Source organism: Pseudomonadota bacterium, assembly GCA_023229365.1.
Lineage (GTDB): Bacteria > Myxococcota_A > Polyangia > JAAYKL01 > JAAYKL01 > JALNZK01.
Map to the genome: position 1 here is coordinate 1 of JALNZK010000002.1, position 25,238 is coordinate 25,238.

Here is a 25,238-nt window from a genome sequence, read left to right on the forward strand (position 1 = left end):
AGTTCAAGTTCAAGTTCAAGTTCAAGTTCAAGTTCAAGTTCAAGTTCAAGTTCAAGTTCAAGTTCAAGTTCAAGTTCAAGTTCAAGTTCAAGTTCAAGTTCAAGTTCAAGTTCAAGTTCAAGTTCAAGTTCAAAAAGCTCAAAGGGTTCAAGCTCAAGCTCAAAGGGTTCAAGCTCAAGCTCAAGCTCAAAGGGTTCAAGCTCAAGCTCAAGCTCAAAGGGTTCAAGCTCAAGCTCAAGCTTGCCAGTGATGAAAATTTCATCACCTTCAAGCTCAAGCTCAAGCTTAGGCGGTTCCAGTTCGAGTGGCTCAGGAAGCTCAGGCTCTAGTTCGAGCGGCGGCAAACCACTAATGGGTTTTGGCACGAGTATAAACAACAATGAATTAAGAAGCTTGGCAAAAAATTGCAACGTAGCAGAAATTGGGGAAAAAATTACAGAAGAAACAATGGCTTTATTAATTGGACAACCTGTTAGTTTAGTTGTTTATTCATATAATCCAATGTTTGAAGAAATAGAAAAAATTAAAGGAAAAATAAATTATACATTTTGTAAAACAGAAATATTTGCTTATGAAAACTTAGAAATCGCCAATTGCGATTTGCTTTTAATCAACCCATTAAAATATAATTTGCTATACAAATGTCACAAAAATGTAAATAAATGGATTGCATTAAAAAGCCCTGGAAACGATGATGCTCTTTTGGTTTTGCAACATTTCTTAGAACAATATCCAGAATGGTCTATAATTTATCACAACACAGACCCATCAAAAAAATATGGGGATAATACATTGACAATATTGAGTCGTTTTCCAGCAGATAAATTTATAATACCAGTAATGCCCCAAGTTGTATTTCGCACCCATCAAGATTCAATAAGTGTGTGCAATTCATGCGTATTCAGGAGACAAAATCGTTGCACAATCAGTGGAGGCTATTTGGGAAGAATGACAAAAGATAATGAGACAACATGGGTGTCAGATGCTTGTCCTATTGCAACGAGAAAAAAATCCTCATCATCACTGTCCAGAAAATTCTTTGTTTAACTTTTTCTGTCTATGACATGTAGATAGCACACATAAACAGGCAATCCTTGCTCTTGTCCAATCTGCCTATATTCTATTTCTAACTTCGTCCCAGGAAAAGTATCGTATTGCAGAAGGTCTTTTAATCGACTCAATACGCCATTGATAAAATCTGGCGAACCCGTGATACGCAATCCATCTTCTCTGAATTTAGTACCCTTATGCTGCTTGTTCACTGGAGTGGGACGCAAAGGCATATTAGGACGCAAACCTTGCCAAAATTTGATAATATCAGCCCGCTTTGCTTTCCACGGCTTCGCTTCAATATATTCTCTAAAAATATATTCTCTAAAATTCACTTGATTCCCTTGATTTTTTTAGGATTCAACACAGGACGTTTGGTTTGATGAGGTGAACCTCTTCTTCTTTTAACTTTAGCTCTACATCCACAACAACCCATAATGTCCTCCTATAAAATATTTAGACAACACAATTTTTTTTTAAACAAGAAGTGTAAATATTATAACCACCAATCAAGGAGATTATTATGCGATGCAAAGATCGTGACGGAAATTACAGAACAGCTACATGGCGATATTTCTATGCAAGTTGCCCCAAAGTCAATCAGCTATGCAGCGGTTCGGGTGCCTATGTGGCTGCTGTAACCGTATGCTGGATGAATCTGTGGTAAATAGGGATGCCATATGTTGTGTGCCGTTTCTTTTCGCTATTTTCAAGAACACTTGAAACATAGCCCTTATAACTATTTAGAAATCGGCATTTATAATGGCGATGGTCCTTGTCTATTGGCTAAAGAGTTCCCAAATAAGACAATCTATACTATTGATCCTTTTATTGAGGATGGACACACAACACAAATAAGCGGCGTACAACGAAATGAAAAACTTTCCCGTCAAAAAACAAACTTTTTGTCTCACAAGGCCGCTTTAACAAACATTGTTCATTTTGAAATGACCTCATTTGATTTTTTACAATCAATTAAAGGAAAACAAGAGGAAATAGACAAAATGAACATTGGCAATGTTCTTATTGACGGCTCTCATCATTATGAAGATATTTTAATTGATATTGAATTAGTAAGGCTGCTTACACATAGGCATGAAACACATATTATATTTGATGATTACAATGACAAACATTATGATGTCAAAAGGGCTGTAAATTATTTTAGGGCAAACTATGCGATCAAAAAAGAAACGCCTCTTCATGACGGAACGTTTCTTCTTATGGAAACAAAATGGCCGCTACTCAAAATGATATAAACAAAAAACCCAAGCTTTTTTGGCTTGGGTTTTTTGTTTTCCCTAATCCTAAAATTTTACATTCCTTGTGGAGGTGGTGCCCCGGCTCCTTGATCTGGGGGTGGCTCTGCCCCTGCACCGCCACCAAGTGCTTCCTTAACCTTATTCAAAAGATCAATAGCCTGATCCAATAAAGCTGCCGGGTCGTCCCCGCCGCCTTCACCGCCTTGTTCCCCGCCACCAGCATCGCCGCCCATGCCCATTTCTGGACCGCCGCCCATCGGTGGGCCAGCTTGCTCTTTTAATAATCCCGCTAATTTCAAAGCATAGTAATTCTTTTGCATACTCATATTTTTTCTCCGTTATTGATTACTGTGTTGTTGAAGATCACTTACTTTTAAACCCAAGAAATTTAAAATAATATCAACTGCTGCGACTTTTAATTCAACTGGCACTTTTGTTAAACCCATAGCTCGCAGATGTGGTAACACCATTCTCTCTGTGGTTTGGGCTATTTGCCACGCTGGCATGTCTCGTTGTTGCCCAAATTGAGATTCCGAGAATTCAGCAAATGTCTTCATGTCTTTATATATACTTTAGAATGAATTTTAGAAAATTCCTTGAATCTGATTGGTCTTCTCTTCGCCCTCCCCAAAGGGAGTTCCCCTTTATGCATGAACCGGGCTATTATCGTAAGGCCGCACCATTCCTAGATAAAGATATGTTCAGCCCCGATGAGGACCAGGATTTTGAGACTTGGAACCTCTACCACGTCACCACTAACCTTTCCGCCGTTAGAGCTTCTGGGCGTCTAAAAAGCAGATCAGAATTAGGTCAAAATAACTGGGGATTGGGAAAATCTCAATATGACAACCCCCGAATGGTGTCCACAACCCATGATATGAACAGAGCCCGCCAAATCTATGACCAGATGAAGTTGGTAACAGAATTGGCCAGAGGCTTGGTGCCCGCCCATACGGTCTGGGATATGGCTACAGACGCTCTATACGAGCCGTGGGATCATTCGGAAATAAGAAGTGTCCTCAAGTCCTATTTGCCCCGCAATATTTATAAATCAATGGCAGAGGGCGAGGTTGAAGAGGCAGAAATGGACAAATATATTAAGACTGCTGAAGCAATCTATGCCTTTATGCAATCCCTGGAATCGGCGGTATCAGAAATCGAACTAGATTCCAATAGAGACACAAATGATCTGAGTGTAATGGGATTTGCAGCCGATTTTGAAGATATGAAGAAAATCGACCCCAATCAGATAGCCATTATCCAAGTGGTGGCCAGAAAAGATGCTCAATCCGAACAAAACCCGCAAGAAAGAGAAGTTAAATTCTTCCCACAAGACCTAAGAATTATTAGGTATTGGCAGCCGTAACATCTCGAACATTTTCCAAATATTTTCCTGCCCAATAAGCATCCATTTCTTCGATGCCATAATTTACATCATCAAACCAGGATTCTTTGCCATTATCAATAAAACACACAAATCGAGTGCCTTTTTTGAGAACTAATGCAAAGCTATTAAAAATAATTGTTTCTTTTTCTTTTGCTGTATATAACCAAAACTCTAGAAATCCCGATTCCTCTAATTCACTAACCACAGTTTTGTCATAACTATATAAATCCTCTTTCAAAAACCCCTCTCTCTTCACGCAATTTTCGGCTGCTTCCTCCTCTTCGTGCTTCTTGGCAGCCAAAGCATACAATTCTGCTGAGGTCATTTTGCTAATGTTCATTTTTCTTCCTTAAACGCATCAATCTTGTCTTGGATTTCCTTGGCCAACTCAGGCTGGCCTTCCTTGAATTTATTGTTTAACTCTACGCAATCAGCACAAATGGCCATCACGGACACATTGTGATTGGTGCCGTTTATAACTGTTTCAACAATGATTTTCTTGCCGCATTTGGAACATGTCAAAAGATACCCCTGACAAGCAAATCCACCCTCTGGAGCAGGAATATAATAAGAATCTGTCATGTCAATTCTCCTATCTTAGACTTATGACAAAATGTAACAGAAGGATACCAAAGATTATTGCCCCATCTAGGATCAGGATTGTCGCCCAACAAACAATATGTCTTTTTGTTCAATGCCCCCGCCAAATGCATCACCAAACTATCCACCGAGACTACAAAATCTACAGCATTAATAAGCCGCATAGTGTCCAGCAGATCATTCAGCCCATTACTCAATAACTCCATATCCTCTGCCCCTGTCGTCCATTTTGGGCAGATGTCCTTCTGCAAACTAATCAACCTTCCTTTAATTCCTTTGAATTCTTTCAAATGACACGACCTATCATCATCGTTGTAATGATTCGGATTTCCAGACCAACAAATACCTACATTTGTCCCAGATGGCAATTCCTCTTTTTCATTAAAGTGAATATAGGGAGGTTGGGGAATGTCCTTGTTGATTTGTGGCATATATTCATCCAAACTCTCTCCCATCCACCACCGCTGCATTGCTCCAGGTGTTGACCGACTAAAAGCACTTGATAAAACAAATGGCAAATCCAAACTCAAGACGTGATAATCGTGCTCTGGCAATATTTCATTGTCTTTATCAAGCCATTCTTTTGCTCCTGCATAGGGTAAAAGAGGATGCAAAATAGATGAGCAATGCACAATTACATGGCAGCCCAATGCTTGTAGTCGGGGCAAATAACGAAGAAACTGAATATTATCGCCTAATCCCTGCTCACAGTATAGCATTACCCGTTTATCTTTTAAATCGTCGCCTAACCACAACTGACTATTGCGATAAACATGACGATAATACTCCATCTTGGGATTAGTAAGTCTGTGCATTTTGATAATGTTCGAGAACTTTTGTCAAACGCCTCAGATGCCACATTGCCCCCCGATGCGTTTGACATTTGTTGTAAATATAATTACCTGCATATACTATCCAGGGATATTTTTCACGGTCATCATATACAACTCTCAGAAATTCCATTTACTCCACCTCCCAAGGAAATACCACCCAATGATGTGGCTTTTTATACACATAATAATCAGGAATTATCGTTCCCTCTTTCCAAAAGACAACAGCTACATCTGCTTCGCCAAAATGAGCCTTAAAGGCAATGACACTACGCCCCGAATCAATCAGATCATCTACTAACAATCCGTCTGGCTCCCACTGAAAATCATCACTGATGATCGGTTCGTGCAAAACCTTAGAATCGCCATAGCAACTAATGCCTACGCTTTTATGTGGCAACCCCAATGCTTTGGCAATTGGTTCGCTAACATTAACGCCGCCGTTGCGAATGCCCACTACATATTTGTAGTGTTGTTCAGATTGGCGAATTTGATAGAGAAGATTATCAATAGCCTGATCTATTTCTTTTTGGCTAACATATAACTTGTCCATAAGGCACCAAACACTAGTGTTTGTTATCCCTGATCTCTACGAAGGGCAGCCATAACTCTTGCGGCTGTCTGATCTTGTTTGGCTTGCTGAGCAGCTTTTTCTACCTTTGATAAACGATCCTGAATCGCATTGATTTCTGTGCGATCTTCTACCCTTTTGACTATTCCAGCCAACTGTTCATTTATTTTTTTAATTTGTTCTTGTATTTCTGCAAAATCCATATTTGTTTATTTCTTTCTTAAATAAATATGCATGGCAACATGTTCTTGTTTGTCGAGTGTCAATTGCCCTACCTTGGCCAAGGCATTCTTTTCATCTTGAAACCACTCGTACTCTTGCTCATTGCCAACATTATATTTTTTAGGATCACACCACGTTACAAAATAGAGAGTATCGGGCATCGTAAGTTTTTCCTCTTTTTTCAGTGAATTGCGAGGCGGCGGCTTGTCCATATTTCTCATAATGGCAGCAATGCCATCACCGCCACCATGACAAACTTCATCGCCTGGATAATATCCCCAATCATGCATTTTGTTATCCTTTATACCTGATTGACGGCTGGCTCATTCGGTTCTACTCCCCATTTCTTCATATCTCTGGCATCGCTACTGCCATAACGATTGGCGTCACAATTGTCGTCCAATCTGTTCTTCTCAGTAATATAGTATCCATTTTCGTCTTTGCAGACGACTAATTTTTCATTTCCCAATTGTTCAGTCATGGCAGCATCTACCATAGAAGCATGGCTGCCATAACGGCTGGGATATGGGTACTTTTCTGTTTTGGTGGGCATCGGGGTCGCTTTAGCCATAGTTTTTTTCCTTATGCGTAAATTGTTACTACGTTGCCTTTTTTCTCTTCTTCGTCCATAAAACCTTGAAGATAATCATCGTTCTGACTGATGTTGATGCACGCCACATCAAAGTCGGTGTTTTTTGAGAGTTCCTTCACCTTCTGGATTACTTCTTCTGTGTTGTCTTCGCCATCATTATCCTCAAAATATTCTTCCATTTCTCTCTTCATATAGGCAAGAACATCATCTTGTCCCTTGGCGTGCAGAAATGTTTCATAACCACCACGCTCAACAAGGTCGAGCAAAGTATCCGGCTTTTGCCCACAATGTGGACATTTTCCCCTCTTTTTGACCGCAACAATGAAACTCATGCTGCTGCTATTAGACACAAAACCTATGCGAATTTTCATTAGCAGGCGTACTCCCCACTGTGTAAAATTGCCTCTTTCCCAAATAATTCCAAACAAGCCTTGTTAGTGGCAATCATCCTGTCAATTGTCACTTGTCCCTTTCCACTGGGAGAATTTCCAACAAATACTTGTTCTTCCGTATCACATTCACCAGTATAATTCTGAAATCCCAACCCATGCAACTCGCAAACCTCTTCTGCCCTGTTTGCCAAATCATCTTCATCCTCTTTTACAAAGGTATGTTCTCCACACTCTGGGCAGTATAAAGCACTAGCACGATCAAATTCGTGCTCACATCCATTTACCATCTGTGGCTTTAATCCCAAAGCCTTTGCAACATCTGCTATGGAGATGAAACCAACGCCAAAAATGCAAAAAGAACTAGTTGAACTATTGGACACAAAACCTTGTCTGATTTTCATGATCTTCTCCTGACTGTCGGTATTTTATCGCAAACAAAAAATATTATCAATGGGTCTTTTTCCACTTAACATATTTCCTGATTTGAGGATGTTCAAGAAGTTTTTTCTTGGTGTTATACCGCTCCCCAAGCTCTTTTTCAGAGGCAAATTCATGAATAGTCTTATGACAAGTTTTGCACAAATGCAAACCACAAGCTAGTTCAGCTTTCGTATATGCCTTTTTTATACGCTTCTTGCCATGTAGAGTACGTGGAATACAATGATGAAAATTATAGGCATCTTCATTTTCGCATAGTTCGCATAACATGCCCCGATTATAATGATGAGAAAATTAAATGTCAATGCCATCTGGTCTGGATAGCATGTCTTTGCCCCAAATAAATTTTAGACCAACCCCATCCCGATCTTGCGTATGAAGAGTTTTAATAGTGTCTATCAATGCGGCTGGCTTGGCAAGCATGCCTTTGCCCCAAATAAAATTAGGTTTACCAGTCTCTTCGTGTGACTTTTCATAAGCAGGAGCTTGTATTTCTAAACCCTCTGGTTTAGATAACATGCCCTTGCCCCAAGCAAACTTTAATTTACGATCCTCGATTGGCATGTAAGTGACAGCATCAGCAGACCACGTAATCAAATCTGATGGTGGGTAGAGCCCAATGCCTCCATATGACATGGGATAAAGAGATTGTTTTGAACCAGGGGCACCAGCGTTTTCAAGAAGCCATTCTCGGAATTCCATAATAATTATATAGCATCAGTCGCCCTAAATCAAATCATGACCAATGCCAATATCTAAAATTGTTTTGTCGCTATCTTCAAACTCGGCAAAACACAAATTGTTCGTGGTATAACAATTCACCAACACCCCATCTGTTATGCCCACTTCCAAATCAAGATCAAATTCAATCAATTTTAATATCATTTCCCGCACTGTCATTTTTTTTCCTCCACTTCTTCCACCAATGACAAAGAAGCCTGTTCCAGAAAAATCCTATCGTTGTTGTGAAAATAGAAAGCAAAGTATATGCAATAACGGTTGTGAGACTTATGCCAAGGTCTATAAAACTTCGCTTCTTTTTCATGCCACTATCTATTCCGCAAAGCCATCAAATACTTTTTGATACCTTGGTATAAATCATATTCAGGAACATAACCAAATGCTGCCTTGGCCTTCTCAATACAACATTCCGTATAATCCTGATATGCGTCAGCAAATGGACAGTCAATAAATTCAGGCTCTATCACACTATAAGTTTCCTTGGCTATCGCACTTAAAACTTCAATAAATTTGTATGCACAACCACAACCTATGTTGAAAATACCACTCGCATCCGACTGCATTGCCAGCATATTGGCATTTACCACATCATCAATATAAACCCAGTCTCGCCGCTGCAATCCCCATTTGAAAAGCTTGATTGGCTGTCCTTTCATGACTTTGCGAATCATTTGTCCAATCATACTCATCCTGTGGCCCTTATGATCTTCGCCAGGACCATAGACATTTGAATAACGAAGACCAATCACATTTTTCCTTAAATCAGTGGGAAGCCTTTTGAAGAAATCATATTGGTCAAATCTTAGCTTTGATCTTCCATATGCATTAAGAGGATTCTCTTCGGTTATGCCTTCAACATATGGTGCTGGGGAGCTTCCATAGACAGCACAAGAACTTGCATAAATAAATTTCTTGACACCCCATTCACTGGCTCTCGTGAGTAAATATACAGAATCTTCGTAATTGATTCTCATCATTTCGACTTCATCTTGGCATAACGTATCGTTGTTTGCCGCCTGATGAAAAACAACATCCTTGTCGCTGGTAGCAAACCGATCAATTCCACGAAGCCCACAATATGTAACTTTAGCTCTGGGGTCGATGGTTTCGCCACCCATAGCGGTTACAGTGACTTCATGACCTTCATCGAGAAGTCTTTTGGCGAGATTGCCGCCAATAAAGCCACCACCACCTGTAACTAAACACCTCATATTACACCTCTTTGACTCGATTATATGTTCTAAGGTTTTGTCTGTCAATCTGAAAAAAATAAACAAACAACAAGTGTAAATAAGTAGTGAGCAATCAATTCAGCAATGCTTTTAATAATGCTTTTGAAAAAACACCAACATTGGTTGTGTGTAGAGGAAAAAATTATTACTGCACATCCCTAAACCTATGTGCCACACCAATTTATATAAAAGGAGCTTATGTTCCATCTATAACAGTGTGCCAAGCATATGCATTACTGCTAAATTTATTAAAAATATTCAGATAGGAAAAAAATTATGCCAGATACGACACGAACTCGTGATTATTTACTAAACAACAGCTTTGCAGACAATTCCAACGGATTAATTGGAGCAAACGATTTGCGAGACCTCGTGGCATCAATCCCATTTGATATCGATGGGAATGCTGTGACGGTGTTGGGATCAGCCGCTACTTACGACGATACTGATTACGAACGCACCAACATGAAAAACGCTGCAAATGGCTATGCAGGATTAGATAGCAATGGAGATGTAGTTGGAGTATTTATCCCACGTTTAGGAACGGTAGCAGAAATCAACGCCATCGTTCTAGAATCAGGTGAATTTGCTTATTGCACCGATACCAAAGAATTAAGAATAGGCGATGGCACAACGGCGGGCGGAAGCTTCTTATCATTCATATCAGCTACAACATCCACCATTGGTGGATATGGATTCCAATTTGGACAAAATAATACAATTAGTGCATTAAATTGTAAATTATATCCTATTCTGGGATTTGATGATGCTTATGGCGAAGATGAAGACAATGTTTTTTTTATAGCTGGCGATCAAACACTCACATTGCCACAAGGCACTCTAATTGTAGTTATAAGTCCAACTAATGTCAGAACAGATTTTTCTTCGACCGCCGCACCAATATACGATGCAGTTAATGATAGAACCATAATTCAGGCAAATGATACAATAGTTAGCGATTACTCATATCTGGCTGCCATAGATCAATTGCCCTATAATTTTGCGTGTGGTGTGCTCAACTCCGTTAGTAAAGGTTCTTTTACCCACGGCATTGCAAACGAATCCAGCGATTTGTGTTCATTTACAAGTGGCATGCTAAATAAAGCCCAATCAATTTGTTGTCATGCCGAAGGTTTGAAAACCACTGCATCTGGGGAAAATAGCCACGCTGAAGGCGAGCAGACCACGGCTTCTGGAGATTGGAGTCATGCCGAAGGTTATAGAACCACCGCATCTAGTTCCCGTGACCATGCAGAAGGTGATACAACCACGGCTTCGGGAAGCAACAGTCACGCCGAAGGTAAATCCACAACCGCATCGGGAGGTGCCAGTCACGCCGAAGGTAATTCCACAACCGCATCGGCATCCGGTGCTCATGCACAAGGTTCATATTCGCTGGCAAACAAACGATACCAAGACGCTTTGGCAAGTGGCAGATTCTCTGTCACCGGCGACTGCCAATATACAAATATTGTTATGCGTGTAGCCACAACAAATGCTACACCAACACAATTGACACTTACTGGATTATCCCCTTCTGGAACTGTCGAAAATCTCGCAAATCGTTTTATTTGTGCAACTAATAAATCCTATTCATGTTTTATTCAAATCGCCGCTCGTAAAAGCGATGGAACAAGTGCTTATTTTATCAGACAGGTTATTATCAAAAACGTTAGTGGCACAGTATCATTAGAGGGGTCTGTGCAAACTGTTGGTGTTGATATCAACCCAGGAGCTTGGACATCGCCAACAATTGCTGCGGACGATACCAACAAAGCACTAACAATTACCGTAACCGGAGTTAGTGCAACAAATATTCGTTGGGGAGCTAATATTCAAGCAATGGAGATAACCTATTAATGAGAATACTCGGTAATGGCACTGGGAAGAAACTAAGATCAAAAAATTCTACAGATTTAGATTTTGAATTATCCAATTCTCCATATACGAACCTTATATCAGGAAGTTCTTCCACAGCACGCACTGTCAAAGATTTAAATCTACAAGAATATGTAGATGCCACTTATGATAATCTAACTAATTTACTTGTGACACCAGGAATAGGCTGCGATGATAGCCCGCTCTATTATTCTTCTGCCGATGTGTCCATTGCCACTATTGACCAAAATGGCACAATCACTCAGGTAGGAAACGGAACTGGAAAATTCAATGTTACATGGAAGGGATTAACAAAACAAACCACTGCACCGATTAGCAGAGTAGGAGGGGGAACCACAGAAATATTTATTAGTTATGTCGATGGCAGCCTGGGAAAACACTGCTCCGACAATGTGGACACAAGAATCGCTGGCAAAACCAGAAGCTGTCTTCCACTATTCACTACAATGGATCACACTACTCCGCATTATGTAAGAAATACAAATTGTTGGCTAAGTGGAATAAGTAATGTGAGTTGTATATCACCGTGGAACAGCAATGGAGGAAAAAATCAAGCAGGAACACTGATAAGTCCACGACACATTGCTTTTGCTGAACACTACCAATTTGGAGCCGGTACGGTTATTCGATACATTACCGATGATGACCAAGTTGTAGAAAAAACTGTTCTTGCTACACAAAGTATCGGGCCACCAAATTATGCTGATATGTACTTCTCAGACATAACAATAGGAGTGCTTGACAGTGATATACCACCTACAATCAAATTTGCAAAACTCTTGCCGACTAATTGGGCAAACTATTTACCATCATTCGGGCCTGGGACTGGTAGTTTGATATTGGATCGCATACCAGGAGTGGCAACCAATCAGCTTAAAGAAGCATTGGTAGGAGATTATGTTAGTACACATAGCGTATACTACCCAGAAAACAGTCAGCGACAATTGCTTTACAGCAAAATTATTGGTGGCGACAGCGGAAGTCCTGGTTTTATAATCATCCATGATGAGTTGGTTTTTTTAACAACTTGGACAACTCCCGGTGGTGGGCCACAGTATTTGAATTATCTCTCAGAAATTAACGCAGCGATGGCTTCTCTAAGCAATGGTAGGTTTACGGCAGGTGAGACAGCATTGGGACACGCTTATACACTAACACATGTTGATCTAAGTGATAATAACCCAGAAGGCGGATTCACAGATTTTACCGCATAAACAATTCGGTTAAATTTCCTTTTTGATTAGCTCATCTGGCCTTTGATAACAACGACCACCCGGCCAACGAACATCAATTGTTTCACTGTCAATGATTTCAAGTATGATGCCTACACCTTCCCCGGCTCCCCATGCATCAAAATCGCTTGGAGTCCAGTTAGATGCATTTCTCACAACAAAATCGCCAACTTCTAACATAAGTGCTCTGCTTCGGAGTCGAATTAAATAAAAAAAGTTTATCTTGCTTTAAAATGTAAGTTCGTCTCACTATATACTATTATATTAGGAAACAAACTATGAAATGTAAAGCCTGTGATAAATCAACAGACAATCCAAAATTTTGCTCTCTTTCGTGTGCGGCCACTTTCAACAACGCCATCTCTCCCAAGCGATCAAAGAATAAAAAAATATGCAAAATGTGCGGTGGAAAAGTTAGTGGGCGTGGTGCATACTGTTCAAAAATATGTCAAAGCAACTTTAACTTCACAGAAAAAAGTAAAAATGGATATTATTATTCACCAGACCATAGTGGTAATACGAGATTTTTACGCAAATTTATTATAAGAAAACATGGAAACAACTGCATGATTTGCGGGCAATCTGGCAATGATTGGAACGGAAAACCAATTACACTCACTGTGGATCACATAAACGGACATGCCAATGATTGGTCTGTTCCAAACATAAGAATAATTTGCCCAAATTGCGATTCTCAACTACCAACATACAAGGGACGCAACAAAGGCAACAGCACCCGCAAATACACCATCACGCAAAAGTAGGAGCGTAGGGAATCGAACCCTATATCTTTGGGTAATCAGCCCATAACGACGGGTATAAACCGCCTGCCTCACCATTTGGCCTCGCTCCCATTCATTTCTCAAGTAGACCCGGTAGGACTTGAACCTACGACCAACAGATTATGCATACCACTATGACTTTCGCCACTCTTGCGATTTGTGGTCTGGACTGTCTCTTCACTTTCGTGTTTGCCATTCAGTCTCTACACCTTCCACTTTGGTGGCTTGGCTCGGGATTGACATATTCTTTTCAGAACTTAGTTTTCCCCGAATTTGACAAATTCTACTATGTGCCTTCAAATGATATAATCATCTAAAAACTCATAGCAACCCAATGAAACAACTCCTGCAAAATGTATTTGTTTAGAGTTGCATCACAATCGAGTCTGCTGCTCTGACCAACTGAGCTACGGGTCCATAACTCTCACCACACCCAAACCCTCTGGTTCGCACATTTTTTCAACGACTGCTTTGCTTACAAAGTTTGGATCACCAAAAACCTCTACCGCTTTTTCTACCGTATCAATTATTTGAGTCCATCCTATTTCACCATCAAAGTGATGGAAATTTGGGTAAACAACTAATCTGGCAAGGTTTTGAGCTTTTTCTTGTGCTTCTTCTCCAGTATCTGCAAATACCATCATAGCACAATGCTTTCGCAAAAATGCATCTTTGCAAACACTCACCCACACATCAAATTTCACCAAATACTTATTCATATTTTTGCAAGATAATCTTTAAACGTTCCCATAGGTTTTCCATTATCTGCCCGGCAACGAGTTTTATCCAATCTTCCTTGGTGCGAACAGGTAAAACCGGCGTCTCCATCACGGTGAGTCATACGACCGCATTGATACCACAACAAATTTTTTGTGGCAAATACCAATGGTTGATCGCACCAATGACAATGGCTATTTATCTTCGATTCCATTTTCTTTGAGATAATTGATTATATCACCAATAGTGTATAGTTTTTTAAATTCATCTTCGTCAATTGTGATATTGAATTCCTCTTCGGTTTCAATTACCATTTCTGCCCAATCTAGAGAATCCGCACCCAGATCATCAATCAAATTGCTTTCGAGGGTTACTTCCTCTAATTTGGCCCCAAAAACTTGAGACGCCACATCTTGCAATCGTTCAAATACAGTCATTATTTCTCCTGTTATTTCCAACCACCACTATTATCAAAGTCCACAATTATCTCTTTGAGTTGTTTTGCGATTCCATCATAACTGGCTACCAACCGCCACCAACGATGTCGATAGATGGCATCCTCAGTAGAATCCTTTAGAGACATTTTTTCATATGTTTCAACAAATTGTCTTGCAATGCTATCAAGTTCTCCTAAAGTATCCATTTGATTCCTCCAAAATTATTATAGCACTTCAAATGGATAAATACCATATGAAAAAAATCTTTATCTTTGAGCAAACCGTAGCTGCGACCCAACAAGCAATTGCCGACATTCAGGCTGGAAACACCCCCAATATCTATTCCTGGGGACTGTGGTGTGAAGCATTATTGAGAGAAGTGCTTTATCACGACAAACAACGAATCTATGCCCAAGACCTTGAAAATCTACAACGAGAGACGGCAGTCTTGTTCCAAAACAAAGAATCGATTTTGTCGAACCTTGAACTCTTTGCCCAAAGATTAGTAAATATAGAATCACTAATTAAAGATGGTAATCAAAAAATTGAATGGGAACCACCTTTTGATGTGATGTATAATACCATTCCTTGAAGGCTGCTCTACTTCTACTGCTGTTACCGAAGCATATCCGTGTTTTCCATATTTGCGGGCTATTTTTTTAGTACCGCACAAATGTTGTATGTTTTTGGTTACTTTGCACGCACCCTCGTATTCAACTTTTTCTTCGTAAACTTGATATATGACATTCTTAGAATAAGAGGGTGGCAAAGTATCCAAAATAGCCCAAACGGATTGTTGAGATAAATCTAATCCCATGACTGTCATCGTCCAGCCAAATGTTCTCTCCCCAGCAGCTATTGCCTCTGCAATGTTCTTATCTGACTCAATATGAAAAATTTCTCCTTTTTCAACATTGATAACGGCAAAAAGTTTCATTTTAGCTGCCTATATATTTTATGCAATCATTCAGACAATGGCTTAAAGAAAACGGACTAAGAACCAGCCTCGGTATATACCCACCGAGTTATGGCGTGGCTCAATATCCGCCGCTCTATTTTACACCAATCAGTGCCGGTGCAGCTAATGCACTTACCAACATTCATCACGTAGTTGGCAAAAAGAAAAAAAGCAAAAAGAAGCGTTAGTCGTTTATTTCCACGTCCTTTGAGTTCCATACTTTATCTTCATCGTTAAATCTCTTTTCCAATCTTTCGAGCATTTCTTCTTCATAGAAATCTCTGGATGGGGAAACAGGCAATTTTTTGACTTTGCTCAACAACCAAAGTAATGCTTCTCGATCAACGGATACTTGGTCTCTCATTTTAGTCACTCAAAAGGTCGCCAATAATACCGCCAACCATATCGCCGCCCAACAATCCGCCCAATAAGGCACTGTCAGTAGCGTAGCCAATTGCTGCCGAAAGCAAAAAATCATCACTATTATCTTCGCTGTAGGCAATGGTTCTTCCGGCGACTTCACAATAATGAGAATCCTCAACTTGTTTGTTGCAATGTTTGCAAGTATGCATGATTTAGCCTTTCTTATTTCTTTTGATAGCACCGTTTCGATGACCGCAATTAATACACCTTTTTCCTTCGTGAACTAATTGGGCATCACATTTATCGCACCAAAATTTGCCCTGTTTGGGCATTCTCTTTTTATCTCTATTGGTTTGCCAATCAGCCTGTTGAGATTTCGCCATAATGAAACACAATGTTTTGCAAAGGGAGATCGATATTGTATTTTTCTTTTATCAAATTCCTGAAGTGTTCGCAAGCGGCTGGGATTGTCATGGTTTTCAGCAATGGTTCTGCTGCCATACCAGCCCAATAAATCTCACCCTCGGCACCAACGAAAGTCAATCCGTCGTGATCCTCAACACCACAAACTTCATAGCCCGCTTCACATCCCTTTTCACGAAGGGCGGCAAACACCCCTGATGCCTCGACAATACGATCAGCAAATCTGTTGCGTATTCCAATAATGCAAAAAGAACTTGATGAACTATTTGAAACAAAACCAGTGCGAATCTTCATTTTTTATCCTCTAATATTTCATATTTTTGTAAACCAAACTCTTTCACCACTTTTCTAGCAAGCGAGACGGGCATACATATAGGATTGTCTGCTGTCTCAAGCATACGTTGTTGAATGGCTTCTCTTACACTGTATTGCAATGCTGCCAAATACACAATAGTGTCTGTATCAAAAGAAAACTTCTGCGGAGCCATAGTTGGCAAATGCGAAACTTCTTTTTTCTTTCTGCCCATATCACTTCCTTTCAACAATTTTTATCTCTAACATCCATAACTGGACCGTAATCAACAATCTCAACTTCAAACAATATCGAAGCATGTTGCCATATGGATGTGTCTACGACTTCACACCAGCCGCATGAATTATTATTATCCAATTTAATATAAATTGTGCCTTTTTTACCGGCTAGTCCGCTGTAGTCGGAATGACTGCTGCGTTCAAAAAAATGACCTGGGGCTAAATCAATAAGTTGCACAATCGTCCTCTTGCAATACATAAGCCTCAGAGCATAAGTTACACAACACACCAAAGCCAGGATAAGATCGCACCTCTGTGCTTTCTGGCATCCCAAACCATGTTTCATTCAACAAGCTGGCTAATTTGGGATTTTTTTCTGTGCGGTATTGCTCAAATCTTTCAATCGGATCATCAGCATCTTTTGCTCGTATTGCAGCCCTTGCCTGCTCACAAATGGCTTCCGCTACCTCTGCTGTAATGGCGAAATCTGTGTAGGTGTGGTTGCAAGGATGAAATGTGGATACTAATTCCCGCAATTCATCGTGGTATTGTTCCACAAGTGTCCACCATTGCTCTGCTGTTTCAGGCATCATTTTGTCAGTTCCTTTTGAGCATCTTCGTGTGAGGAAAAAACTTTATCAACAAAAAACAACTCATCCATATGAGGAAAAACTATTTGCACACATGTTGGATCATTGGGGTAATTGGCGTTGAAACTGACGATCCTTGCCTTGAATACCCAGGAATCCTGTATCACGTAAACTAATTGACCAATTTTCATTTACAGTTCTTTTCTAAGTATTCCCACAAAGATTTTACAGAATAGCATATTGGTTTTTTATCTGCATCCCATGCTTTCAGATCGGGATTGCCATTCCGTTCATAAATAAACCAATCAAACCAACCTTTTCCTTCCTTGCCATATACTTCTTCAAGCAACAAATCAACAACATTATACAAATCTGTGTTAAACTCGACAAGATCAATATTCAGCTTGTATGCAGAATGAATTAATTTTTGTTGAGCTTGAATTCGTTTAATAATTTCTGAAAAGTTTTTATAAGTCATTGGTCTACAAAAGTCAAAGGGTTAAGAAGCCAGTGTTGCTCCTCTGGCGAGAACATGGAATAAAGCTGCCCAAAAAATTCTTGTGTTTTTCTTAGATAATATTGGGGAAGTATCTTACTTTCACCAGAGTGAAATCTTCTGAATCCTTTATCTTTTCTAATTTCTTTTAAAATCCTATTCATTTGCACCAAGTCTAGTTTCATAGCCCCCGACCGAAAAACATGCACAATCTTTTCCAACAAAGCCCGTCCCTGAATCCTCTTGGAAAGACTTGCCCTATTGGTCACAAAGGCAATGAAATTTGTGAATCGAAGATAAAAATCTTCGATGTCGTAATTTTTTGGCACAATAGTTAAATATGGGTTGACACAGAAGCTAAATGGCATCGGAAGAAGTCTATCCTGCTTCATCAGTTGCTTATGCAAAGGCGTTCCGGCAAAAGCCATAGGCAAATTCACATTAGGCCATATAGATGGTACTCGACTACAAAGCTCTCTTGTGAGCCGAAGTGGAGTATCTCCCTCATCAGTGTCCAAGCCAAATATGAAATTAGACTGAATATAATTTGTAACCTCTTTTAAATTCTCTAGCACCCCCACAATATGCTCTAATTTTTCCATTGGATCGCATTTATCACACCCAGATTTCTGGGAATAAGCTGTCCAAGACTCAATGCCAGGAGCTATCAAAACACAATTTGTTTTCTTGAGTTTCTTGACGACAGTGCTGGTCAAACTATCCAGCGAGCATTCCATCACATAGGGGTTTTGGAAATTGATAGAAATCATCAAATCCAAAACCTCATCAATATTAGTTCCAAAGTTTGGATCATGGAAACCAATTATTGCAGAAGGAATTGTTTTCGACAAAAAATAAAAATCTTCCCTGATTAGGTCTATCGAAAGCGGAGAATACTCAGAATTCCAATCCACACAGAAAGGGCATCTATTGGGGCAGCCCACGGAAGTCAAATAAGGTACAACAGACAAAAATGATCTGTCTAAAATAAAAGACTTTTTTATTTCTGGAAACCGTTGCTCAACACTCGGAAACTCAAGCTTTGCAAACTCTGTGTCGATTGTGGTGCCTTTTGCGTATTCCTTATTCAATATTGATTGAATTGTTGTTTTGTCACAACGCTTGACAACAAGATCAAAAAATCTTAAAGAATCCTCTGGATAGCATTTGGCGTGTGGCCCACCCAAAACTGTAATGGCTCTGTTTTTATAAAATTTTCCCACAATATAAGCCAGATGGCTCAGATGAGTGGGGCAAGAAACAAAAACAAAATCAAGGTCTTTGGGCAGTTTTTTCAGAATGTTGCCCACACCCCAATAGGTGTTATAATAAACTTCGTGCCCCAAGCTGCGACACCAATAGGACACTGTTTGAGGCATTATGCTTGAATACTGCCTCGACACCAACGCACCATAACAAGACTCAGATAATGAGCTTGCTGGAAATGTCAAAATCTCTAAAATACCAATCTTCATTTCCAAAACTTCTCTGTAAACATTTCCCAAAGTTCTTCGGGCATTTGGTCGATTATATCGTCTCGCTGCCCAGTATCAGCATCCTCAATGATATCAAAGGCTTTTCTGCACACCGAAACCGTTGTGCCAGGACCACCCAACGCCTTCAAGGCATCGGCAATAACTTTCTTTGATTGCTTTGAAATTTTTTCTTTCAAAGCAGATTCCAAAGACTCATAAAACGCATCATACGGAGAGGCTGTTCTTCTGCATTTAAAGGTATAGGTTATTTTTGGCGGTAATTTCATATATCAATTCTCAATTTGTGATTCAATTCAAACTCCAATATCTCCACATCAAAATCGACCACATCCTTCAGTTTTCTTGGAAAAGTGAACTTGATAGCTTCCCATCCACGATCATCCATCAATTGAGCGTCTTTCACTTGCAGGTCTACCACCCCGCACAACCAATTTTGGGGCAAATTTCTTTTGACAAATTGCCCAGCCATCAACGCTGTGTCGAATATGGGGACAATAATCTTTTCTTCTGTTCGCATGACAAGTATTGGCAGCCATTTCCCAGAGGAACACTCCTCTCGAAACTCCTTTTTGGTCATATGTCCCTGAGTACAAAACAAACAATACGCCATAGTTACCTCCTTGGAATATTGTATTGATTGGATTGAGTTCTGTCAAGCAATTCTATTATACTTCTTTTTTCATAAAATTAACCATAACAAAAGACCAACCACCTCCACGGCAATTATGCCAACAATCCCCGTATACAGGCCATTTAAAAAGGCCGAGTGGGAATCCATTCCATCGAGTTGAAAAAATTTATTTTTAGGAACCTCTGGCTCCGATGGACATGAATAACCGGAAGGTGGATATGAATAACCAGATGCCCCAGAAATCGGTGTTTTCTTTTTTGCCTTGGGCTTAGCTTTTGACTGCGAAAGCTTCGTTGGGAAAAAACCCATTTGTTTGATGAGTGCCAATGCTGACTCTTTCGATTCTGCCTCTAATTCGTCCTTGATTTCAGTTCCATTCTGATCCATTCCTTCAAATTTAAAAAGCATTATGATCTCCTAATCAATTCAATGAGTTTGTCCAAATTCTGATCTCGTATCTTGCGACAAGCATCACAGCCTTTTCCGCCATTACATCTAGGTGGGCGAACACCCTTATATCTTTTTGAATTTCCGCAGTCTTCTTTGCTCATATGTCACATATCCGAATCAAGAGGAAAGCCTGTTGCTGGATCAATGTCGTCATAAAACGCAAAATTGTCGTCATCGTCCAAATCATTATGAAACAATTTATCGAAAATATATTTGAAAATTTTAATCATGTCTTAACCATTCATGCCTTCCATAAAATAATCTTTTTCTTCTCTTTGATTGTAATAATATACCAATCCAGTTTGGCTGGGAAGCTGCTGCACACCGAAAATATCACTTGCAAGTTGTGTGTAATTTATGCGAGTTTTTTCTCGGGCCTCCAACATAAATGCCACAATTGCTTGAGTTTTTTCATCCTCTATCTCATCAAGCACACCTTTGGATTTCCATTTTTCTAATATTGTCATGTCTTGTCCTTGTATAAACATTTTAGCGTTTCCTCTGCCCATCTCCTTGCAATTTCTGGGTCTTGCTGAAATAATCTTTCGGCAGCATTCATAACGGCTGTTTGATACATGCCGCATGAATTCTTTTTCTCTGGCATTACTGGTTTTTCGTAAGTAAACTCGGCAGCGTAACCAGTGCCATTACCATCCTCTGGAAAAAATGCCAAGGAAACGCAATATCCATGACATGCCATAAAATTCAAGATGTGACTTACCGATACCATTATAAACTCCAAGAGCCTTGGAAGGGAATCGAACCCTCGTGATCCATCTTACCAAGATGGTGCATGGCCACTATGCTACCAAGGCATACCGCTGATTTGTCCAGGCTGGCTCAGCGGAAGCCTTTGCTGGCCCTACTGCCACTGGCAGAGAGCAGGGCTGGGGAAGGGATTCGAACCCTCATTAGCTTCCTTACAGGGGAAGTGCATCCCAATCTAGCCACCCCAGCATTTTATCAATTTTTTATTCTGAAAACAAGACTAATAAGCGTCCTTGAGAGGACTCGAACCTCTAATCGTCTCTTTAGGAAAGAGATGCGTTATCCTATTACGCTACAAGGACAAAGTAGGGCGTAGAGGAATTGCACCCCTGTCTGAGGCTTAGAAGACCCCTGCTCTATCGTCTAAAGAATCTTGGTCTTGGAGACACCTCATAATAAACAGGCACATCAATCGTGTCTGATTCTGTGGGTGTTTCTACTACAGGCGGTGCCAACGTTGGCATGTTAGGTGTAGCTTGCTCCGCAAAACGTAGACGGCGGTTTCGCAATCTTCGTCCCAATCTTCTTCCCCGTGTAACTACTGCCTGCTCAACATAAGTCTGTTGCTCAGAAGGCGATACCTGTTCATCACCATACGCCCCAGGCTTTGGTGCTTTGGTTCCCTTGAAATTCGGCACAAGATTAGGGTCGGGCTTTACAATTACTTCCTTCTGTGGTTTCAAAGTATTGCCCTTGAGATTTGGCACAAGGGTTGGATCGGGCTTTACAATTACTTCCTTCTGTGGTTTCAAAGTATTGCCCTTGAGATTTGGCACAAGATTAGGGTCGGGCTTTACAATCTTTTCCACTGTTGGCACTGGTAATGGAAGTTCTGTAGGGGCTTCCTGTGACGGTGCGACCGTTTGGGTTGTGGGTGTTGGGCAATTACCACCAGGACAATTACTTCCACTTGCAACCGGGCGACGGCGACTAACAAAACTAACCGGGGCCGTGACTTTAATCTGTTCTTTCTCTGCCATGAGTTGTTTTTGCTTTTCGGCTTCTACAAAGGCTTCTTTGCAAAAAACAAATACACGGCCAACAGTATTTACCATGCCCTGAATTTCCTGCTCCACTTGTTCTGCCTGCTGAACTGAAACCTTATGGGCTTCAACTTTGGGCTTAGGGGCTTCAACTTTGGGGGCCTGTCTTGCATCAATTTGAGCAAGAGCAGCTTGTATTGCTAGCTTATCATAGAAGCTCTCACCAGTACCCAGTTTATCTCCAGCAAACAAAGAGCTTGCTGTTAACATGATCGCAATAAATAAAAAAGTTTTCATAGGAATGCTCCTTTGCATTATATATGAGTAACTATCCCTAAAACTTCTCTTTCTTCCAAAGTGAGCTTCGCTACAGCACTTTGGTAAATTGGAAATTTTTCCAATGGTAATACAGCATAATCAGGGATGTCAAAGCATTTGTTATGCATCTCATGGGGTAATTTATCAAATTTGACACATATTTTATGATTGTAAGCATCTTCAGAAACAATCTCGCCAGCCCGCCCCAACAAAGGAGTGGAACTCATTATGTGCCAAATGTTTTTAATTACAATGACTTTCATAGTGGAGCCAATGGGAGATCGAACCCATCATAACCGTAGGTCTACCTAAAGGAATGTGTCTTGCGACCATCCATCCAGACAAAATGGGTTAGCAATGTCCATTTTAGCGTCTGGGCTTGGTTTTCTCTCGGCATATGCTTCCCTGGTGGCCCCGTAGCGGCAACTCCCTTTCGGTGGATGCTCAATGCGATCTCTCGCAAACTCCGACAACACACGAATGCATGTCCGTCCGCCGCATTATATCATGAAAAAAAATTTATGTCAAAGCCATATATAACTTAAAAGGAGAAATTAAACATGGCACTTCCATTCCCGGTAATTGTATTTCAAACCAACCTTACACCGCCAACAAGTGAGGCTTTTGGACCAAACTCAACTCTACAGGGCACAAACAGCCCAGACAATATTGTAGACACCCCCAATCAAACATATCTTGATGATCTAAAAGAACAACGCAAGAATGATCGATCCACCTCTATGCCTTCAGTAGGGAAATATGCTAATTACGCTTGGGGACCGCCTGAGCCAAATAAAGTAAAAAATGGAGAAATTTTTGTTGTTGCTGGACAAGCTGCTATAAATACAATGAAATTATATTGTAACAAAGCTAAGATTTTAGAAAACCTTCCAGCTTATACTGGAGAAGGTGCAGCCCCAGGCTTTGATATTTTAACAGTTTTGTATTTCGGTCCCGATCCCGGCATTTAAAGACATTTTATAATACAATTTCAAATCCAGTTCCAATGCAACATTGTTTGGAACTGGATTTTCTTTTACCCAGTCAAATAAAACTGCATCGCCTGTCGGAGATATTTGCACAAAAGTATTTGTTTTTCTTGCCCAAGTACCACTATTGATGTACCAACCACCAATAAAACCAGGACGATGAGTGTGTCCTGTTACTAAAACATCATAATTATGCGATGCCCAATCTTGGCGATACAAACAATGTATTCTTTTAATTCTATTGGGGTTTTGTGCGGGGGTTGTGGAAAATCCAAACCCTCCTAATCGTAGGATGGCTTTTATTTCATTGACAATTCTAAACCACCTGCCGAGAAAACCATCAATAATTTTTTCTAAATTATCTTCTACAAAATCACCACTTTTGAATAAAGGTGATTTGTTTCTGTCTTTTGCCATTCCAGCCAAAATACTAACAATTCTTCCTCGGTATGGTGTGTCACTGGAATTAGATGCATCAACTTCATGCCCATGCATAAACTTAAAGCACTTCTCCCCAAAATTTTGCTCAAATGACCCACACATCTTATTGAAAAAAGGATGGGTTAAAAACTCGGTTCCAATAAAATGCTGTAAATCATCGTCATGATTGCCGACAACATAAATAGCATCCATTCGTGCCAGTCGATCTAATAATGGCAAATGTTGCATAATAATTTTGCTTGGATTCATTTGCCAAAATTCAAATAAATCACCCAAAATTATTAATTTACCATACTGTCTCTCAACATAATCGAGAAACGAATTCAATTGTTGTTCTCTGCCACCAATGGCAAAATTATCTCTCGGTCCCCCGTCTCCTATGTGCAAATCACTAATAACAAATGTGTTCATATATTATATGAGTAACAATTAATGCATTAGTGGACCACCGGGAAGTTGAATCCCGTCTTCCGCCTTGCGGGGACAGCGTGCAAACCCGTTACACTTGTGGCCCATGAGCCGCCGAAGTGTGCATGCCTTGCGGCAGAGGCCCGACGACTAACAGAGCGGGTAGCGAGAATTGAACTCGCCGCTCAACGTTGGGAACGTTGGGTATTACCACTATACGATACCCGCTTATTATTCCTATATACTAAAAGATACCTTATAAATTTCGGAGAATCACTATGTAAAAAGGAGCCACTGATGAACATCATTAGAAAACTATTTGGCAAAAAAGAATTGCAACCAAAATGTGAACATGAATGGCATGAATACAAACACGATACATCTGGTGAGTTTAAGTGGCGACAATGCTTAAAATGTAAACAACGACAAGTTCTACTCAACGAATGGCTTAATTATGGGAGCTAAACCACCATTAATGTCTCTTTTTGATAACTTTTATTTGTAATGTTTTCCTATCCAACGTATTAACAATACGATTGCAGGCCATAGCATTAGACATTCGGCAATTCCAATGCCAACAACAGGAATTGTTCTATCTGGATCAGTGCTCAATAGATAAACAGTCCTGGTCAATCCGCAGAGCAAAGCTACCACGAAAGTTACAATAAACATTGATTTTAGACTGAATTGCATAATTAGTGCGGCTAGCGAGATTCGAACTCGCACTCTCTACCTTGGCAAGGTAGCACTTTAGCCATTAAGTTACAGCCGCATTTAAATCTTCCTGAACAATTTCTACAAACAACTTCCAAGCATCACGAAGTGATATATAACCGGCAGCATTATTGCAATAGTTATATTTGTTAAAAGATACAACAACATACTTGGATGGATAATTGCCACCACTATAAATAACCGACAAATTTCCCTCTCTGTCACGATATTTGGCAATAAGCAAATTGTGATCTAAATCAGAGAATCTAGTATCGGCATTGAAATTCATTTTTGA

Annotated in this window: 48 protein-coding genes and 6 tRNA genes; 10 read left to right on the forward strand and 44 right to left on the reverse strand. The window is 40.1% G+C overall.

Annotation, left to right across the window (positions count from 1 at the left end):
• Together M0R80_00530 and M0R80_00535 are read left to right on the forward strand one after the other, a co-directional pair.
• The coding region (locus M0R80_00530; GenBank protein MCK9458148.1) for a hypothetical protein at nt 1-329 on the forward strand (329 nt) is incomplete at its 5' end.
• A 22-nt stretch (nt 330-351) separates the two neighbouring features.
• Nucleotides 352-1,047, forward strand: a complete 696-nt coding sequence (locus M0R80_00535) for a hypothetical protein (GenBank protein MCK9458149.1) — start codon at nt 352-354, stop codon at nt 1,045-1,047.
• Here the strand turns inward: M0R80_00535 and M0R80_00540 are convergent.
• On the reverse strand, nt 1,044-1,385 hold the full coding sequence (locus tag M0R80_00540; GenBank protein MCK9458150.1) for a hypothetical protein: 342 nt from the start codon (nt 1,383-1,385) through the stop codon (nt 1,044-1,046). The genes M0R80_00535 and M0R80_00540 overlap by 4 nt on opposite strands.
• Nucleotides 1,386-1,730: 345 nt before the next feature.
• On the opposite strand from M0R80_00540, the gene M0R80_00545 reads away from it, so the two are divergent.
• On the forward strand, nt 1,731-2,309 hold the full coding sequence (locus tag M0R80_00545) for a class I SAM-dependent methyltransferase (GenBank protein MCK9458151.1): 579 nt from the start codon (nt 1,731-1,733) through the stop codon (nt 2,307-2,309).
• A 56-nt stretch (nt 2,310-2,365) separates the two neighbouring features.
• Here M0R80_00545 and M0R80_00550 read toward each other — a convergent pair whose 3' ends face one another.
• Both M0R80_00550 and M0R80_00555 read right to left on the reverse strand, forming a co-directional pair.
• On the reverse strand, nt 2,366-2,638 hold the full coding sequence (locus M0R80_00550) for a hypothetical protein (protein MCK9458152.1): 273 nt from the start codon (nt 2,636-2,638) through the stop codon (nt 2,366-2,368).
• Between the two features lie 12 nt (nt 2,639-2,650).
• Nucleotides 2,651-2,869 carry a hypothetical protein gene (locus M0R80_00555; protein MCK9458153.1) on the reverse strand — a complete coding sequence of 73 codons (219 nt, stop codon included), beginning with the start codon at nt 2,867-2,869 and terminating at the stop codon, nt 2,651-2,653.
• 20 nt (nt 2,870-2,889) lie between these two features.
• On the opposite strand from M0R80_00555, the gene M0R80_00560 reads away from it, so the two are divergent.
• Nucleotides 2,890-3,678 carry a hypothetical protein gene (locus tag M0R80_00560; protein MCK9458154.1) on the forward strand — a complete coding sequence of 263 codons (789 nt, stop codon included), beginning with the start codon at nt 2,890-2,892 and terminating at the stop codon, nt 3,676-3,678.
• Here M0R80_00560 and M0R80_00565 read toward each other — a convergent pair.
• The 13 genes from M0R80_00565 to M0R80_00625 form a co-directional block, all read right to left on the reverse strand.
• Entirely contained in the window at nt 3,659-4,039 is a 381-nt protein-coding gene (locus tag M0R80_00565) for a hypothetical protein (GenBank protein MCK9458155.1), read from the reverse strand. The two genes, M0R80_00560 and M0R80_00565, sit on opposite strands and share 20 nt — an antisense overlap.
• Nucleotides 4,036-4,281: a hypothetical protein gene (locus M0R80_00570; protein MCK9458156.1), complete on the reverse strand. Its 246-nt coding sequence runs from the start codon at nt 4,279-4,281 to the stop codon at nt 4,036-4,038. The genes M0R80_00565 and M0R80_00570 overlap by 4 nt, the downstream gene beginning before the upstream one ends.
• A complete protein-coding gene (locus M0R80_00575; protein ID MCK9458157.1) occupies nt 4,278-5,090 on the reverse strand; it encodes a hypothetical protein in 813 nt (270 codons plus the stop codon). The genes M0R80_00570 and M0R80_00575 overlap by 4 nt, the downstream gene beginning before the upstream one ends.
• A gap of 172 nt (nt 5,091-5,262) precedes the next feature.
• On the reverse strand, nt 5,263-5,682 hold the full coding sequence (locus M0R80_00580; protein ID MCK9458158.1) for a phosphoribosyltransferase domain-containing protein: 420 nt from the start codon (nt 5,680-5,682) through the stop codon (nt 5,263-5,265).
• A gap of 23 nt (nt 5,683-5,705) precedes the next feature.
• Complete coding sequence (locus M0R80_00585; protein ID MCK9458159.1) at nt 5,706-5,903, reverse strand: hypothetical protein; 198 nt, start codon at nt 5,901-5,903, stop codon at nt 5,706-5,708.
• Between the two features lie 6 nt (nt 5,904-5,909).
• Nucleotides 5,910-6,212 (reverse strand): hypothetical protein, encoded by a 303-nt coding sequence (locus M0R80_00590; protein ID MCK9458160.1) that lies wholly within the window; start codon nt 6,210-6,212, stop codon nt 5,910-5,912.
• Between the two features lie 11 nt (nt 6,213-6,223).
• Nucleotides 6,224-6,493 (reverse strand): hypothetical protein, encoded by a 270-nt coding sequence (locus M0R80_00595; GenBank protein MCK9458161.1) that lies wholly within the window; start codon nt 6,491-6,493, stop codon nt 6,224-6,226.
• Between the two features lie 11 nt (nt 6,494-6,504).
• Nucleotides 6,505-6,885, reverse strand: a complete 381-nt coding sequence (locus M0R80_00600) for a transposase family protein (GenBank protein ID MCK9458162.1) — start codon at nt 6,883-6,885, stop codon at nt 6,505-6,507.
• Nucleotides 6,885-7,307, reverse strand: coding sequence for a hypothetical protein (locus M0R80_00605; GenBank protein MCK9458163.1), 423 nt, complete (start codon nt 7,305-7,307; stop codon nt 6,885-6,887). The genes M0R80_00600 and M0R80_00605 overlap by 1 nt, the downstream gene beginning before the upstream one ends.
• A gap of 46 nt (nt 7,308-7,353) precedes the next feature.
• Nucleotides 7,354-7,614, reverse strand: a complete 261-nt coding sequence (locus M0R80_00610; protein ID MCK9458164.1) for a hypothetical protein — start codon at nt 7,612-7,614, stop codon at nt 7,354-7,356.
• Between the two features lie 24 nt (nt 7,615-7,638).
• A complete protein-coding gene (locus M0R80_00615) occupies nt 7,639-8,046 on the reverse strand; it encodes a hypothetical protein (GenBank protein MCK9458165.1) in 408 nt (135 codons plus the stop codon).
• A 24-nt stretch (nt 8,047-8,070) separates the two neighbouring features.
• Nucleotides 8,071-8,244, reverse strand: coding sequence for a hypothetical protein (locus M0R80_00620; protein ID MCK9458166.1), 174 nt, complete (start codon nt 8,242-8,244; stop codon nt 8,071-8,073).
• A gap of 149 nt (nt 8,245-8,393) precedes the next feature.
• Nucleotides 8,394-9,296: an NAD-dependent epimerase/dehydratase family protein gene (locus tag M0R80_00625; GenBank protein ID MCK9458167.1), complete on the reverse strand. Its 903-nt coding sequence runs from the start codon at nt 9,294-9,296 to the stop codon at nt 8,394-8,396.
• A 297-nt stretch (nt 9,297-9,593) separates the two neighbouring features.
• Here M0R80_00625 and M0R80_00630 point away from each other — a divergent pair, with 297 nt between their 5' ends.
• Nucleotides 9,594-11,177, forward strand: a complete 1,584-nt coding sequence (locus M0R80_00630; protein MCK9458168.1) for a hypothetical protein — start codon at nt 9,594-9,596, stop codon at nt 11,175-11,177.
• Nucleotides 11,177-12,430: a hypothetical protein gene (locus M0R80_00635; protein MCK9458169.1), complete on the forward strand. Its 1,254-nt coding sequence runs from the start codon at nt 11,177-11,179 to the stop codon at nt 12,428-12,430. The genes M0R80_00630 and M0R80_00635 overlap by 1 nt, the downstream gene beginning before the upstream one ends.
• A 9-nt stretch (nt 12,431-12,439) precedes the next feature.
• Here M0R80_00635 and M0R80_00640 read toward each other — a convergent pair whose 3' ends face one another.
• The gene (locus tag M0R80_00640) at nt 12,440-12,628 is read right to left on the reverse strand and encodes a hypothetical protein (GenBank protein ID MCK9458170.1); all 189 of its coding nucleotides are present in this window, start codon (nt 12,626-12,628) and stop codon (nt 12,440-12,442) included.
• A 98-nt stretch (nt 12,629-12,726) separates the two neighbouring features.
• On the opposite strand from M0R80_00640, the gene M0R80_00645 reads away from it, so the two are divergent.
• Complete coding sequence (locus tag M0R80_00645; protein MCK9458171.1) at nt 12,727-13,212, forward strand: hypothetical protein; 486 nt, start codon at nt 12,727-12,729, stop codon at nt 13,210-13,212.
• On the opposite strand, the gene M0R80_00650 is transcribed toward M0R80_00645, so the two are convergent.
• The 5 genes from M0R80_00650 to M0R80_00670 all read right to left on the reverse strand — a co-directional run bounded on the left by M0R80_00650 (nt 13,210) and on the right by M0R80_00670 (nt 14,590).
• Nucleotides 13,210-13,301 (reverse strand) — tRNA-Ile (locus tag M0R80_00650). The two genes, M0R80_00645 and M0R80_00650, sit on opposite strands and share 3 nt — an antisense overlap.
• Before the next feature lie 336 nt (nt 13,302-13,637).
• Nucleotides 13,638-13,949, reverse strand: a complete 312-nt coding sequence (locus M0R80_00655; protein ID MCK9458172.1) for a hypothetical protein — start codon at nt 13,947-13,949, stop codon at nt 13,638-13,640.
• On the reverse strand, nt 13,946-14,161 hold the full coding sequence (locus M0R80_00660; GenBank protein MCK9458173.1) for a hypothetical protein: 216 nt from the start codon (nt 14,159-14,161) through the stop codon (nt 13,946-13,948). Before M0R80_00660 ends, M0R80_00655 begins: the two co-directional genes overlap by 4 nt.
• A complete protein-coding gene (locus tag M0R80_00665) occupies nt 14,142-14,384 on the reverse strand; it encodes an acyl carrier protein (GenBank protein MCK9458174.1) in 243 nt (80 codons plus the stop codon). Before M0R80_00665 ends, M0R80_00660 begins: the two co-directional genes overlap by 20 nt.
• Nucleotides 14,385-14,395: 11 nt before the next feature.
• Nucleotides 14,396-14,590: a hypothetical protein gene (locus M0R80_00670; GenBank protein ID MCK9458175.1), complete on the reverse strand. Its 195-nt coding sequence runs from the start codon at nt 14,588-14,590 to the stop codon at nt 14,396-14,398.
• Nucleotides 14,591-14,637: 47 nt separating this feature from the next.
• Between M0R80_00670 and M0R80_00675 the strand changes: the two genes are divergently transcribed.
• Nucleotides 14,638-14,976, forward strand: coding sequence for a hypothetical protein (locus M0R80_00675; GenBank protein MCK9458176.1), 339 nt, complete (start codon nt 14,638-14,640; stop codon nt 14,974-14,976).
• Here the strand turns inward: M0R80_00675 and M0R80_00680 are convergent.
• Complete coding sequence (locus tag M0R80_00680; protein MCK9458177.1) at nt 14,905-15,321, reverse strand: hypothetical protein; 417 nt, start codon at nt 15,319-15,321, stop codon at nt 14,905-14,907. The genes M0R80_00675 and M0R80_00680 overlap by 72 nt on opposite strands.
• Before the next feature lie 20 nt (nt 15,322-15,341).
• Between M0R80_00680 and M0R80_00685 the strand changes: the two genes are divergently transcribed.
• Nucleotides 15,342-15,530: a hypothetical protein gene (locus tag M0R80_00685; GenBank protein MCK9458178.1), complete on the forward strand. Its 189-nt coding sequence runs from the start codon at nt 15,342-15,344 to the stop codon at nt 15,528-15,530.
• Nucleotides 15,531-15,707: 177 nt separating this feature from the next.
• Here the strand turns inward: M0R80_00685 and M0R80_00690 are convergent, their stop codons facing one another.
• The 17 genes from M0R80_00690 to M0R80_00770 all read right to left on the reverse strand — a co-directional run bounded on the left by M0R80_00690 (nt 15,708) and on the right by M0R80_00770 (nt 22,654).
• Nucleotides 15,708-15,914: a hypothetical protein gene (locus M0R80_00690; protein MCK9458179.1), complete on the reverse strand. Its 207-nt coding sequence runs from the start codon at nt 15,912-15,914 to the stop codon at nt 15,708-15,710.
• Nucleotides 15,915-16,065: 151 nt separating this feature from the next.
• On the reverse strand, nt 16,066-16,422 hold the full coding sequence (locus M0R80_00695) for a hypothetical protein (protein MCK9458180.1): 357 nt from the start codon (nt 16,420-16,422) through the stop codon (nt 16,066-16,068).
• Nucleotides 16,419-16,655: a hypothetical protein gene (locus tag M0R80_00700; protein ID MCK9458181.1), complete on the reverse strand. Its 237-nt coding sequence runs from the start codon at nt 16,653-16,655 to the stop codon at nt 16,419-16,421. Before M0R80_00700 ends, M0R80_00695 begins: the two co-directional genes overlap by 4 nt.
• A gap of 11 nt (nt 16,656-16,666) precedes the next feature.
• Nucleotides 16,667-16,897, reverse strand: coding sequence for a hypothetical protein (locus M0R80_00705; GenBank protein MCK9458182.1), 231 nt, complete (start codon nt 16,895-16,897; stop codon nt 16,667-16,669).
• Nucleotides 16,884-17,252, reverse strand: a complete 369-nt coding sequence (locus M0R80_00710; GenBank protein MCK9458183.1) for a hypothetical protein — start codon at nt 17,250-17,252, stop codon at nt 16,884-16,886. Before M0R80_00710 ends, M0R80_00705 begins: the two co-directional genes overlap by 14 nt.
• A 184-nt stretch (nt 17,253-17,436) precedes the next feature.
• On the reverse strand, nt 17,437-17,727 hold the full coding sequence (locus tag M0R80_00715; GenBank protein ID MCK9458184.1) for a hypothetical protein: 291 nt from the start codon (nt 17,725-17,727) through the stop codon (nt 17,437-17,439).
• On the reverse strand, nt 17,724-19,220 hold the full coding sequence (locus M0R80_00720; protein ID MCK9458185.1) for a radical SAM protein: 1,497 nt from the start codon (nt 19,218-19,220) through the stop codon (nt 17,724-17,726). The genes M0R80_00715 and M0R80_00720 overlap by 4 nt, the downstream gene beginning before the upstream one ends.
• Nucleotides 19,217-19,507 carry a hypothetical protein gene (locus M0R80_00725; GenBank protein MCK9458186.1) on the reverse strand — a complete coding sequence of 97 codons (291 nt, stop codon included), beginning with the start codon at nt 19,505-19,507 and terminating at the stop codon, nt 19,217-19,219. Before M0R80_00725 ends, M0R80_00720 begins: the two co-directional genes overlap by 4 nt.
• Nucleotides 19,504-19,851 carry a hypothetical protein gene (locus M0R80_00730; GenBank protein MCK9458187.1) on the reverse strand — a complete coding sequence of 116 codons (348 nt, stop codon included), beginning with the start codon at nt 19,849-19,851 and terminating at the stop codon, nt 19,504-19,506. The genes M0R80_00725 and M0R80_00730 overlap by 4 nt, the downstream gene beginning before the upstream one ends.
• Before the next feature lie 69 nt (nt 19,852-19,920).
• Complete coding sequence (locus tag M0R80_00735; GenBank protein MCK9458188.1) at nt 19,921-20,280, reverse strand: hypothetical protein; 360 nt, start codon at nt 20,278-20,280, stop codon at nt 19,921-19,923.
• Between the two features lie 275 nt (nt 20,281-20,555).
• The gene (locus M0R80_00740) at nt 20,556-20,789 is read right to left on the reverse strand and encodes a hypothetical protein (GenBank protein ID MCK9458189.1); all 234 of its coding nucleotides are present in this window, start codon (nt 20,787-20,789) and stop codon (nt 20,556-20,558) included.
• Entirely contained in the window at nt 20,786-21,052 is a 267-nt protein-coding gene (locus M0R80_00745; protein MCK9458190.1) for a hypothetical protein, read from the reverse strand. The genes M0R80_00740 and M0R80_00745 overlap by 4 nt, the downstream gene beginning before the upstream one ends.
• 13 nt (nt 21,053-21,065) lie before the next feature.
• Nucleotides 21,066-21,137, reverse strand: a tRNA-Thr gene (locus M0R80_00750).
• Between the two features lie 70 nt (nt 21,138-21,207).
• Nucleotides 21,208-21,279: transfer RNA gene (locus M0R80_00755), tRNA-Thr, on the reverse strand.
• 39 nt (nt 21,280-21,318) lie between these two features.
• A tRNA-Arg gene (locus tag M0R80_00760) sits at nt 21,319-21,392 on the reverse strand.
• Between the two features lie 54 nt (nt 21,393-21,446).
• A complete protein-coding gene (locus M0R80_00765) occupies nt 21,447-22,370 on the reverse strand; it encodes a hypothetical protein (protein MCK9458191.1) in 924 nt (307 codons plus the stop codon).
• Between the two features lie 17 nt (nt 22,371-22,387).
• Nucleotides 22,388-22,654, reverse strand: coding sequence for a hypothetical protein (locus tag M0R80_00770; protein MCK9458192.1), 267 nt, complete (start codon nt 22,652-22,654; stop codon nt 22,388-22,390).
• Between the two features lie 297 nt (nt 22,655-22,951).
• Between M0R80_00770 and M0R80_00775 the strand changes: the two genes are divergently transcribed.
• Nucleotides 22,952-23,362 (forward strand): hypothetical protein, encoded by a 411-nt coding sequence (locus M0R80_00775; protein MCK9458193.1) that lies wholly within the window; start codon nt 22,952-22,954, stop codon nt 23,360-23,362.
• Here the strand turns inward: M0R80_00775 and M0R80_00780 are convergent.
• From M0R80_00780 to M0R80_00795, 4 genes are all read right to left on the reverse strand, one after another.
• Complete coding sequence (locus M0R80_00780) at nt 23,324-24,232, reverse strand: UDP-2,3-diacylglucosamine diphosphatase (GenBank protein MCK9458194.1); 909 nt, start codon at nt 24,230-24,232, stop codon at nt 23,324-23,326. The two genes, M0R80_00775 and M0R80_00780, sit on opposite strands and share 39 nt — an antisense overlap.
• A 154-nt stretch (nt 24,233-24,386) precedes the next feature.
• Nucleotides 24,387-24,457: transfer RNA gene (locus tag M0R80_00785), tRNA-Gly, on the reverse strand.
• A 471-nt stretch (nt 24,458-24,928) separates the two neighbouring features.
• Nucleotides 24,929-25,001 (reverse strand) — tRNA-Gly (locus tag M0R80_00790).
• Nucleotides 24,987-25,232 (reverse strand): hypothetical protein, encoded by a 246-nt coding sequence (locus M0R80_00795; GenBank protein ID MCK9458195.1) that lies wholly within the window; start codon nt 25,230-25,232, stop codon nt 24,987-24,989. The genes M0R80_00790 and M0R80_00795 overlap by 15 nt, the downstream gene beginning before the upstream one ends.
• Nucleotides 25,233-25,238 lie beyond the last annotated feature (6 nt).